General features: G+C 62.6%; 13 protein-coding genes. 9 read left to right on the top strand and 4 right to left on the bottom strand.

Annotated features, from left to right (window positions below; all coding sequences use genetic code 11):
- On the bottom strand, nt 1-719 hold a 719-nt coding region (locus E5W87_RS24345; protein WP_292403315.1), incomplete at its 3' end, for a hypothetical protein.
- A gap of 174 nt (nt 720-893) precedes the next feature.
- On the opposite strand from E5W87_RS24345, the gene E5W87_RS24340 reads away from it, so the two are divergent.
- Together E5W87_RS24340 and E5W87_RS24335 are read left to right on the top strand one after the other, a co-directional pair.
- Nucleotides 894-1,316, top strand: coding sequence for a metallopeptidase family protein (locus tag E5W87_RS24340; protein WP_095485111.1), 423 nt, complete (start codon nt 894-896; stop codon nt 1,314-1,316).
- Between the two features lie 228 nt (nt 1,317-1,544).
- Nucleotides 1,545-1,907: a YkvA family protein gene (locus E5W87_RS24335; RefSeq protein WP_292403312.1), complete on the top strand. Its 363-nt coding sequence runs from the start codon at nt 1,545-1,547 to the stop codon at nt 1,905-1,907.
- 47 nt (nt 1,908-1,954) lie between these two features.
- On the opposite strand, the gene E5W87_RS24330 is transcribed toward E5W87_RS24335, so the two are convergent.
- On the bottom strand, nt 1,955-2,539 hold the full coding sequence (locus tag E5W87_RS24330) for an isoprenylcysteine carboxylmethyltransferase family protein (RefSeq protein WP_292403310.1): 585 nt from the start codon (nt 2,537-2,539) through the stop codon (nt 1,955-1,957).
- A gap of 347 nt (nt 2,540-2,886) precedes the next feature.
- Here E5W87_RS24330 and E5W87_RS24325 point away from each other — a divergent pair, with 347 nt between their 5' ends.
- The 3 genes from E5W87_RS24325 to E5W87_RS24315 all read left to right on the top strand — a co-directional run bounded on the left by E5W87_RS24325 (nt 2,887) and on the right by E5W87_RS24315 (nt 5,301).
- Entirely contained in the window at nt 2,887-3,390 is a 504-nt protein-coding gene (locus E5W87_RS24325; RefSeq protein ID WP_292403306.1) for an invasion associated locus B family protein, read from the top strand.
- Between the two features lie 193 nt (nt 3,391-3,583).
- Complete coding sequence (gene rlmN, locus E5W87_RS24320; RefSeq protein WP_292403303.1) at nt 3,584-4,819, top strand: 23S rRNA (adenine(2503)-C(2))-methyltransferase RlmN; 1,236 nt, start codon at nt 3,584-3,586, stop codon at nt 4,817-4,819.
- Nucleotides 4,816-5,301 carry a hypothetical protein gene (locus tag E5W87_RS24315; protein WP_292403299.1) on the top strand — a complete coding sequence of 162 codons (486 nt, stop codon included), beginning with the start codon at nt 4,816-4,818 and terminating at the stop codon, nt 5,299-5,301. The genes rlmN and E5W87_RS24315 overlap by 4 nt, the downstream gene beginning before the upstream one ends.
- On the opposite strand, the gene E5W87_RS24310 is transcribed toward E5W87_RS24315, so the two are convergent.
- The gene (locus E5W87_RS24310; protein WP_292403296.1) at nt 5,273-5,914 is read right to left on the bottom strand and encodes a LysE family translocator; all 642 of its coding nucleotides are present in this window, start codon (nt 5,912-5,914) and stop codon (nt 5,273-5,275) included. The genes E5W87_RS24315 and E5W87_RS24310 overlap by 29 nt on opposite strands.
- 176 nt (nt 5,915-6,090) lie before the next feature.
- Here E5W87_RS24310 and E5W87_RS24305 point away from each other — a divergent pair, with 176 nt between their 5' ends.
- The 4 genes from E5W87_RS24305 (at nt 6,091) to E5W87_RS24290 (ending at nt 10,043) form a co-directional block, all read left to right on the top strand.
- On the top strand, nt 6,091-7,314 hold the full coding sequence (locus tag E5W87_RS24305) for an argininosuccinate synthase (protein ID WP_292403293.1): 1,224 nt from the start codon (nt 6,091-6,093) through the stop codon (nt 7,312-7,314).
- Between the two features lie 499 nt (nt 7,315-7,813).
- On the top strand, nt 7,814-8,197 hold the full coding sequence (locus E5W87_RS24300) for a RidA family protein (protein WP_292403290.1): 384 nt from the start codon (nt 7,814-7,816) through the stop codon (nt 8,195-8,197).
- Nucleotides 8,198-8,445: 248 nt separating this feature from the next.
- Nucleotides 8,446-9,549: a 3-isopropylmalate dehydrogenase gene (leuB, locus tag E5W87_RS24295; RefSeq protein WP_292403286.1), complete on the top strand. Its 1,104-nt coding sequence runs from the start codon at nt 8,446-8,448 to the stop codon at nt 9,547-9,549.
- A 71-nt stretch (nt 9,550-9,620) separates the two neighbouring features.
- Entirely contained in the window at nt 9,621-10,043 is a 423-nt protein-coding gene (locus tag E5W87_RS24290; RefSeq protein ID WP_292403283.1) for a GNAT family N-acetyltransferase, read from the top strand.
- Here E5W87_RS24290 and E5W87_RS24285 read toward each other — a convergent pair.
- Nucleotides 10,033-10,704 (bottom strand): DUF805 domain-containing protein, encoded by a 672-nt coding sequence (locus E5W87_RS24285; protein WP_292403280.1) that lies wholly within the window; start codon nt 10,702-10,704, stop codon nt 10,033-10,035. The genes E5W87_RS24290 and E5W87_RS24285 overlap by 11 nt on opposite strands.
- Between the last annotated feature and the right edge of the window lie 69 nt (nt 10,705-10,773).

The following is a 10,773-nucleotide window of genomic DNA, read 5'->3' as shown; positions in this document are numbered from 1 at the left end:
GCCGACGGCGCCGCCGACAGGACGAGGCGTACGGGTGCCGCCGTCGGCTCAGGTTCGCCGGCCTGGCGCAGCAGGAACACCGGCCGGCCGGCATTCTGCGCCCGGGCGTGCAGCCGCCGCGTCGCGGTGAGATCCAGCCGCTGCGGACTGCCGCGGATTTCGAGGATGACGGCGGCGAGCGCCGTCATCCGGGCGGCCTCCTCAGCGATCCACAGCGCATCGAGGAGTTTTGGCGCCTCGGAAAACAGCAGTTGCTCCGGCTCGATGCCGAAAAAGGCGTGAAGCCCTCTGGCATAGGGGAAGCCCGCTTCCCGGAAGATCTCCGCGGTGCCGATCCACAGGACCGGCAGTCGCGGCCCCTGTTTGAGGATCAGGCTGACGAGCGACAGGGCGAAACCGGCGACGGCCCCGGCATCGCGGGTCGCGGCGCCGTGGATCTCGCTCAGCGCTGCCTTCGGCAGGCCGCCGCTGAGCGCGGTATCGAGACCTTCCGCCCCGGTGCGCAGAAACGCATCGGGCGGTGCCACGGCGAGGCCGCGGCGGACGAGTGTTAGATCCCGGGGCGTGATATCAGCTGTTGGATTCTGTGAGGTGACATCCGTATCAACGGGGGCTGCGCCAGCCGGCGCCTCCAGGCGCTCGGGCAGCGTTCCCTCGATCTTCGCGATCTGGCGGCGCAGGGCAAAAACAGTCTCCCGCGCCACGGCGCTTGTCGCCATGACGGTCAGCTTCCACTCACAATTGTTCCTGTTATGTTCTAATAGATTCCAGAGGGCGACCGAAGAGTCAAGCGGAGACATGGGGAATTTATTCCTGCCCTTGCGTGGGCGGCAACCCGGCCATTTGCCGAGCCCGGCTCGAAAGCCTATATGCCGGGATCAGAAGGACAAAGCATGGCCCGCATCTACAAGACCCGTGTCTGGCACGACCAGCTTTCGCCATCCATGGAGGAAATGGAGTTCCTGGCGCTGGAGGCTTACGCCCATCTGCCGGAGGAATTTCGCAAGCTGACCGGCGAAATCGTTATCCAGATCGCCGAATTCCCGACCGACGAGATCATGGACGATCTGTCGCTGGAAACGCCCTTCGATCTGCTCGGCCTGTTCGAGGGGCGTGGGATCGCCGAGCGCTGGAATCCGCAGACCGGCGAAGGACCGAACCGCGTCACGCTCTATCGCCGCGCCATCCTCGACTACTGGGCCGAGAACGAAGAGACGCTGGGCGACATCGTCACCCATGTGCTGATTCACGAGATCGGCCACCATTTCGGCCTGTCGGACGACGATATGGAGCGGATCGAAGAGGCGGCGGAGTGACGGGCCGTCGGGCGGCCATCCCGATGAATCCATCTGGTCGAATGGGTCGGCCAATCCTAGAAGTGTTCGATTTGTGGCTGAGACCATCGACGTTTGCTGCCGGTCGTTTCCGAGCTGTCAGAATCGCTGCGTCGAGACATCGGCATCTTGTAGTGGGGCACTGCTTTCACCACATTTTCCGCTGGCAGGCGCGTGGAACGACATGCGTGGCCCCGTTAGGAGAGACTGATGGCGCAAAAATCCGGTTTTGATTTCTTCGGCTTTGGCGGCAAGCCGGGCGATGAAAGCGAAGTGCGCGCGAAATTCTGGCGCACGGCCAAGAAGGCCGCCCGGCAGATCCCGTTCATGGAAGAGCTGGTCGCGGCCTATTACTGCGCCATGGACAAGAACACGCCGCTGCGCGCCAAGGGCATCTTGCTGGGGGCGCTCGGCTATTTCGTGCTGCCGACGGACGTCATCCCCGACTTCGTCTTTGGACTGGGTTTTACCGACGATATCGCCGTGCTGACCGCCGCGATCACTGCCGTCAAAGCCCACATCACCCCCGCGCACCGGCTCGCCGCCAAGCAAGCGATCGCCGACAACAGCTGAGCCGAGAGAGGCGAACTGGCGAAACTCGGCTCACCGGCGATACCGCATCAAACCCACCGCCGCACCCGCGCCTTATAGGCGCGATACGCATCGCCGAACTTCCGCTCCAGATAGCGCTCTTCCCGCGCGACGACGCCGGCATTGATTACCCACAGCAACGGGACGACGAGCGCAATAGCCCAAAAACTTCCCGCGGCGACGCCGAGGCCTAAATAAATGAGGGTCGTTCCCAGATAGAATGGGTTCCTGGTTCGCCGATAAATGCCGTCGACGACCAGCGCCGTCGTCGGCAGGGTCGGCGGAATGTTGGTACCAGCAGCATTAAAGCGCCCCGCCGCCATAAAGATGAACGCGAAGCCGCACACCGCGAGCACGGCCCCGGCCAGATAGCGGGCAAGCGCCTGCCCGGCCAGGACCGGGAGCGGAATGAGCGCCTCGAGGACCGCTGCCGCCGCCAGGAAGCACAGAAAGATCAAAGGCGGCAGCGCAATGACCCCGGCCGTGTCGCGGGCACCCGATCCGTCCGCTGCTGCGCCGCCAGCCATCGCCCGCATGGCAACACGAATGCCGAACATGACTGCCAGGACAACTGTGCCGCCTGCCAGGATCAGGACCGTCTCGGAAATGGCCATGACCAGCCTCCCGTACGCTGGCAATAACGGCGCGTCTTGCAAAGGAACATAGCATACTGCCACCTGCAGGGAAATTCGCCACGTGGCTCCGAAGCCAAGATGGCTGCAAGATCCAGCTGTTTGAAAAGTCAAACTCTTGCCGCTTTCGTGGCCTCCAAGTCGCGAAAGGGACGTTGCAACTGCCGCTTTTCGAGCGACGGGCGCAAGGATGGCGGCGGTTTCCTGGGGTGGATGTCCTTTTCCCAAAGGAAATTCACCGTTTGGTAACCCAGATTAAATCAAAGTGAAGCGACGGGCAGGACGCCGAGCCGGCCTGCTTCCGCACCATTTGGAATACGGGAAAAGCGATGCGCGGATTGATTGCTACAATTTCGAGCCTGGCACTGGTGGCCATGACAGCGCCGGCGCTGGCGCAGTCGGCGACCAAGATTGGCCAGCACAATGCCTGGGGCACTTACAGCTACCAGGCCTCGGGCGGCAAGGTTTGCTATGTGCTGACCGTGCCGACCGACAAGCAGCCGCCGACGCTTGACCATGGCGACATGTTCTTCTTCGTCAGCCAGCGGCCGGGACAGCAGGTGTCCTATGAGCCGCAATTCATCGCCGGCTACAATTTCCAGGAAAACTCCAAGGCCACCGTCACCATCGACGGCAAGAGCTTTTCCATGTTCACCCGCGGCAAGTCGGCCTGGGTCGAGAACGCCGCTGAGGAGCCGGTGCTGATCGCCGCGATGAAGTCCGGCAGCGACATGAAGGTGCAGGCGAAGTCCGGTCGCGGCAACACCACCACTTATGTCTTCTCGCTAAAAGGCATTTCGGCGGCGCTGTCGTCCATCGCCAAGTGCAAATAGCCATAGGCGGAGTTTGAGTAAGGGCCGGGCCACAAGTCCGGCTTTTTGCTTTTTAAGCGCCGCCGGCCGGCACATTGCGGCGAGCCTTGCACCGCCGCCGCCCATGACTCCGCCACCAACCTGTGCTATGCGCCGCGCTTCATTTCGGGCACGATGCTGTAATCGGCCGCAAATCGCTTATATTGGCGCAACAATGACCCTTTCATTTGATCTTACCACTGCTGGCGCCCGTGACGCGTTGCGCGCCCGCGCCATGCCGGCCGAAAAGCCGTCGCTGATCGGCCTGACCCGCGCCGAGCTCGGCGCTGCCCTCGTTGCATCCGGCATCGTGCCGGAGCGCCAGGCCAAGATGCGCGCCCAGCAGCTCTGGCACTGGATGTATGTGCGCGGCGTCTCCGACTTTGCCGGCATGTTCAACATATCCAAGGATTTGCGCGCCGAGCTCGACAAGCATTTCACCGTCGCCAGGCCCGAGATCGTCGAGGAGCAGGTTTCCTCCGACGGCACGCGCAAATGGCTGTTCCGGTTTCCGCCGCGCGGCGCCGGCCGCCCGGTCGAAATCGAGACCGTCTACATTCCCGAAGAAGGCCGCGGCACGCTCTGCATCTCGTCACAGGTCGGCTGCACGCTGACCTGCTCCTTCTGCCATACCGGCACGCAGAAGCTGGTGCGCAACCTCACCGCCGAGGAAATCCTTGCTCAGCTTCTGACCGCCCGCGACCGGCTCGGCGATTTCCCCGACCGCGACACGCCCGATGGCGCCATCGTGCCGGCCGAGGGCCGGAAAGTGTCCAACGTCGTCATGATGGGCATGGGTGAGCCGCTCTACAATTTCGAGGCGGTGAAGAAGGCGCTGCTGATCGCTTCCGACGGCGACGGGCTTTCCCTGTCGAAGCGCCGCATCACGCTGTCGACCTCCGGCGTCGTGCCGGAAATCTTCCGCACCGGCGAGGAGATCGGCGTCATGCTGGCGATCTCGCTGCACGCCACCAATGACGATTTGCGCGACCTTTTGGTGCCGATCAACAAGAAGTATCCGCTGAAAGAGCTGATCGCCGCCTGCCGCGCCTATCCCGGCCTGTCGAACGCCCGCCGCATCACCTTCGAATATGTGATGCTGAAGGACGTCAATGATTCGATCGAGGACGCCAAGGGGCTGATCAAGCTGCTCAAGGGCATTCCGGCCAAGATCAATCTGATCCCATTCAACCCGTGGCCGGGCACCAACTACCAATGCTCGGACTGGGAGACGATCGAGAAATTCGCCGACTACATCAATAATGCCGGCTACGCCTCGCCGATCCGCACGCCTCGCGGTCGCGACATCCTCGCTGCCTGCGGCCAGCTCAAATCGGAATCCGAGCGCATGCGCAAGGTCGACCGGCTGGCGCTGGAAGCGATGATGATCGCGGGGCACGGCGAGGCGTGAATCGTATCGCCGCTTACCTCATCCGCTTCGCTGTCATCCTGATCGGCTACGGCGTCGCTTCGCTGGCGGCCAGCGCCTTCCTCAATATCATGTTCCTGGCGTCGCTTGGGTTGATGACCGAGCAGACGCAGCCGGCGGCGCAGGCCTCGCTGTGGTTTTCCGTCCCCTTCGTTGCGCTGTTCGTCGCCTATTTCGCCTTCATGCCGGCGGCGGTCGCCATCTTCGTCTCCGAAATCCTGGGACGGCGCGACTGGCTGTTTTATGCGCTGGCGGGTGCGGTAGTCGCGGCGGTTTTTCTCGGCTTCGCCTATCAGACCGCAGATGCCAATTTCGAGATCGCCGATCCGCGCGTCGTCGCTGCCGTGATCGGCTGCGGCATGGTCGGCGGCATTTTCTACTGGCTGAGTGCCGGCCGCTCGGCCGGGAGCTGGCGGCAAGCCGGAAGGTCCACGCCTACTTCGCCTGGGCCGTCAGGATCTTGAGCGCGAAGGCCGAGAACACCCCGGCGAACAGATAATCGACGACGCGTGTGACGCGCGGGCTGGTCTTCATCGCCGCCGAGAATTTTTCGGCTGCAAACACCATCGGCGCTGTCACCGGGATCGACAGCACGACGAACATCGCACCGAGGAAGAACAGTTTTCCGGGCGCGTTCGGGTCATGCGCGGAGACGAACTGCGGCAGGAAGGTCATAAAGAACAGGATGATCTTCGGGTTGAGCAGATTGACGCCGAGCCCCGCCGCCCAAGCACGGAACAGCGAAATCTCGGGCCCGCTCTTCTTCTCGGGCGAAAACGCCGAGCCCTTGGTGATCGCTTGCCACGCCAGGAAGACGAGATAGCCGGCGCCGAACAGCTTGAGCGCAAGAAAGGCCGCCGGCGAGGCGACGATCAGCGCCGAGACGCCGACCACCACCAGCGTGGTGTGGATCAGCGTGCCGCACAGCGCGCCGGCCATCGAGGCAAAGCCGGTGGCGCGGCCTTGGCTCAGCGTGCGCGACACGAACAGCGTCATGTCGGGCCCGGGCGTGATCGCCAGGATGACGGTGGCGATGGCGAACTGGATCAGCGTGGTGGTGTCGGGAATGAAGGACATGGGCAGGCCCCGGAGGCGTAAGACGGCGAAGCCTATAGCGCAGGCACGATGCCTGCGCCAGCGACTGGCCCGCACAATAGCTGATCCAGAGTACCTGTCGTCCCCTTCGTCCCTTGCACTAGCCGGAACCGGCGTGATACCTCGCCCGCCGAGAACTCCTGTCGCGGAACCGCCAAATGTCAAAAGCAAAAGCCGTCAAGAAAGTCGTGCTCGCCTATTCCGGCGGCCTCGACACCTCCATCATCCTGAAATGGCTGCAGACCGAGCTCGGCGCCGAAGTCGTCACCTTCACCGCCGACCTCGGTCAGGGCGGCGAGCTGGAGCCGGCGCGGCGCAAGGCCGAGATGATGGGCATCAAGGACATCCGCATCGTCGATGTCCGCGAGGAATTCGTTTCCGACTTCGTCTTTCCGATGTTTCGCGCCAACGCCGTCTATGAAGGCACCTATCTGCTCGGCACCTCGATCGCCCGCCCGCTGATTTCGAAGCACCTGGTCGAGATCGCAAAAGAAACCGGCGCCGATGCTATCGCCCACGGCGCCACCGGCAAGGGCAACGACCAGGTCCGTTTCGAGCTTTCGGCCTATGCGCTCAATCCCGACATCAAGGTCATCGCGCCGTGGCGCGATTGGTCGTTCAAGTCGCGCACCGACCTGATCAACTTTGCCGAGCAGCACCAGATTCCGGTGCCGAAGGACAAGAGAGGCGACGCGCCGTTTTCGGTCGACGCTAACCTGTTGCATTCGTCTTCCGAAGGCAAAGTGTTGGAAGATCCGTGGAACGAGCCGCCGGAATTTGTTCACCAGCGCACCGTCTCGCCGATGGACGCGCCAGACAAGGTGACCGAGATCGAAATCGAATTCCTGAGGGGTGATCCGATCGCGCTCGACGGCAAGAAGCTGTCACCGGCGACGATGCTGGCGGCGCTCAACGATCTTGGCCGCGACAACGGCATCGGCCGGCTCGACCTTGTCGAGAACCGTTTCGTCGGCATGAAATCGCGCGGCGTCTACGAGACCCCCGGCGGCACCATCCTGATATCAGCCCATCGGGCGATCGAATCGATCACGTTGGACCGCGGTGCCGCCCACCTCAAGGACGAGTTCATGCCGCGCTACGCCGAGCTGATCTATAACGGCTTCTGGTTCGCGCCTGAGCGGCTGATGCTGCAGGCGATGATCGACAAGAGCCAGGAGGATGTCGAAGGCACGGTGCGGCTGAAGCTCTACAAGGGCAACGTCATCGTCACCGGCCGCAAGTCGAAGAAGACGCTCTATTCCGACGCGCTGGTCACCTTCGAGGACGACCGTGGCGCCTACGACCAAAAGGACGCCGAAGGCTTCATCCGCCTCAACGCGCTGAGGTTGCGGACGCTGGCGGCGCGTAGTCGAAAAGGCTAGCCAGTCCTCTGCGCACAGGGATTTGGCTCTTCGACTTGCCTGAAAGGGGCTGTGGACGGTCGTTGGCGCCCGGCCTGCAGCCGCCAATCTCCGACATTTGCGATTAGCCATAAGTCCCCCTCCCTTCGTCATCCTAGGGTCTGCGCCGCGTCGCTTCGCTCCTTGCTTCGCCCCAGGATGACGAAGGGAGGGGTGTTTCGGCTAATCCTAGAGGTCTGCGATTTGCCGCTGAACGAAATGATCGACACTCGCTGCCGATCGGCCTCCATCTGCTAGAGTCAATGTGAAACCAGACCGCGTTGGCCGATGCCTGTCCCACTGCCTTTCTGGTGGGCCTTGCGGAGGAGTTCGATCCCGCCTCGCTCGACCTCGCTGCACTGATCGAATGCAGGGCGCGCCGCGCTGTCACGGTTTTTGCACCGTCGATCCGCCCCTTCTGGCCCATGGCCGAAAGGCACTTCTTCAGCTCAATATCGCCTAAGGAGTATGCGAGGAAGCCATGCGAAAACTGATCTCCACCGGCTCGCCCTTCGAGAAGACCGCCGGTTATTCACGCGCCGTGGTGCAGGGCGACTGGTGTTTCGTTTCCGGAACGACCGGCTACGACTATGCAACCATGTCGATGCCGGCGACGGTCGAGGCGCAGACGCGCAATTGCCTGGCGACGATCGCCAAGGCGCTGCAGGATGGCGGCTTCGAGATGGCCGATGTGGTGCGGGCGCATTACTACATCACCGACGCGGCTTTCGTGGACATCGTCTTTCCGATCCTCGGCGAGGCCTTTGGCGACATCAGGCCGGCGGCGACGATGATCGTCTGCCAACTCAACAAGCCGGAAATGAAGATCGAGATCGAAGTGACGGCACTCAAGCGCACGGCCTGAGCGCGGCGGTGGTGCAGAAGCTTGCGTGACGCCGGCGGGGACAGAGGGGGCGCAAGGATCGCCAAAGGTGCCCTGAACCAAACGCTTGCGCATAGGCCGCTTGGCGTTTAGCAAGGCCGCGGCTCACGACAGCGCCGCGCGTCCTTTTGGACGCGCAAAGGACGCTGTAGAATTTTGGTTCTGCGCATGATCCTTTCCGAAATCGATTCCGATTTTCGGGGTCATGCGCCACAGTTAGGACGGTTCTGATGGCTTCGAAAAATCTTCTCCTGCTCGCCGGCGACGGCATCGGCCCCGAAGCGATGGCCGAGGTAAAGAAGCTGATCGCGGCCATGAACAACAAGCTCGGCAGCGGCTTCGTCACCGATGAGGGGCTGGTCGGAGGCTGCGCCTATGACGCGCATGGCGCGGCGATTTCGGATGCCGACATGGCGAAGGCGATGGCTGCCGACGCGGTGCTGTTCGGCGCCGTCGGCGGGCCGAAATGGGATGCGGTGCCTTATGAAGTGCGCCCCGAAGCCGGACTGCTGCGGCTGCGCAAGGATATGGAGCTGTTCGCCAATCTCAGGCCTGCCATCTGCTATCCGGCACTGGCGGCGTCCTCCTCGCTAAAGCAGGACGTGGTCGAGGGTCTCGACATTCTGATCGTGCGCGAGCTCACCGGCGGCGTCTATTTCGGCGAGCCCAAGCAGATCATCGACCTCGGCAACGGCCAGAAGCGCGGCATCGACACGCAGGTCTACGACACGTTCGAGATCGAGCGCATTTCGGGCGTCGCCTTCGAATTGGCGCGGACACGCAAGAACCACGTCACCTCGATGGAAAAGCGCAATGTGATGAAATCCGGCGTCTTGTGGAACGAGGTCGTCACCCAAACCCACAAGGCCAGATATGCCGACGTCAAGCTCGATCACATGCTGGCCGACGCCGGCGGCATGCAGTTGGTGCGCTGGCCCAAGCAGTTCGACGTCATCGTCACCGACAATCTGTTCGGCGACATGCTGTCCGACATCGCCGCCATGCTGACCGGCTCGATCGGCATGCTGCCGTCCGCCTCGTTCGGCGCGCCGGATGCCAAGACGAAAAAGCGCAAGGCGCTTTACGAGCCGGTGCACGGCTCGGCGCCCGACATTGCTGGCAAGGGCATCGCCAACCCGATCGCCATGATCGCCTCTTTTGCCATGTGCCTGCGCTATTCCTTTGGCATGGTGGCGGAAGCCGACCGGGTGGAAAGCGCGATTGCCGCGGTACTCGACGATGGCCTGCGCACCCGGGATATCTTCTCGGTGGGCATGACCGAGGTCGGCACCGCTGAGATGGGCGACGCGATTATCGCCAAGTTCCTGGGCTAAGCCTGTGGCGGTCGACGTCCGCTGGGCGGACGACCGGGGATGCGGCAGCACTCGCTGTTATGCTGTGCGAGATGGCGGTGCATTACCGGCAGCCGCCGCTCGATGCTGACCGGGCTCTGTCTGCCGCGCAGAAATGGCTTGGCCAGGAAAGCCCGGCCTATCCGCATTTCGCACTCGCCTTCGCCGAGGGCGAGGTTTGCGGGCTTGCGTCGGTTGCGATCGCACATCCCGGCATCGATCTCGAACGGCTGCTCTTCCTGAAGGATCTGTTCGTGCGGGAAAACATCCGCAGCGCCGGTGTCGGTCGGGCGCTAATCGGCTTTCTCGCCGGCCATTGCCTGCGCGAAGGCATCGGCCGCATCGACCTGACCACCGAGGACTGGAACGAAGGTGCGCTGCGCTTCTACGACGGGCTTGGTGCCGAGCGCCATGGCCAGAAAGTATTTCTCAGGCTGTCGGGTGAAGCTCTAAAGGCGATCGCTGCTAGATCTTGACGCCGGCCGGCACCGCACCCCATTGGTTTTGGCCCGTTTCGGATGGGATCAACCCGAAGACCAGCAACGCCAGGCCACCGAAAGCCGGAACGTAGCAGAGCAGGGCAAGCCAGCCGGTCAGCCCGACGTCGTGCAGGCGCCGCACAATGAGCGCAAAAGACGGAATGACCGTTACCAGCATGAATATGAAGGGAACAATGTAACCTAGCGCCGAGATGTCCAGGTTGCCGCTGAAAGCGCTGAGGGCAGCGTTGATGAGCAAGGCTAAACCGGAAGTCACGATCAGGACGATAGTCCAGTAAAGGAAAAAGCCCCAGAATTCCTTGCGGCGGGCGCGACCGGTGAAGTTGACGTGGTTCTCTCTCAGGGCACGCCGGAAGTAAGTCCACAACCCCGCGGGTCCGACAGGCTCGGTCTCGGCGAGACGGCCAAAGTGCTGCGGCTGATCGGCTCCCGACGCCGCCATACCGCCAACCGGCGAGGCCGCGGCGACGATGTCGTGCGCCGTTCCATCGTCCGGCCGGAACTCGACAGGCGTGCCTCTGACCAGCGCGACGTGCTGGCTCAGGTCCTCACGCGCGAAGATATAGCGCTTTCCGTCTGCTCCGTTGATGTAACCGAAGTCCTGATCCTCGTCGTAGTGAAATACTGTGCCTCGCATTGTTTTCCCCCTACTGCATTGCCAAAACTATCTAAAGTTGCATCGTATTGCAATAGCACACGTAAAGAG

It is taken from the genome of Mesorhizobium sp., from assembly GCF_004962925.1.
GTDB lineage: Bacteria > Pseudomonadota > Alphaproteobacteria > Rhizobiales > Rhizobiaceae > Mesorhizobium.
This window is presented reverse-complemented; position numbering and strand designations above follow the sequence as displayed.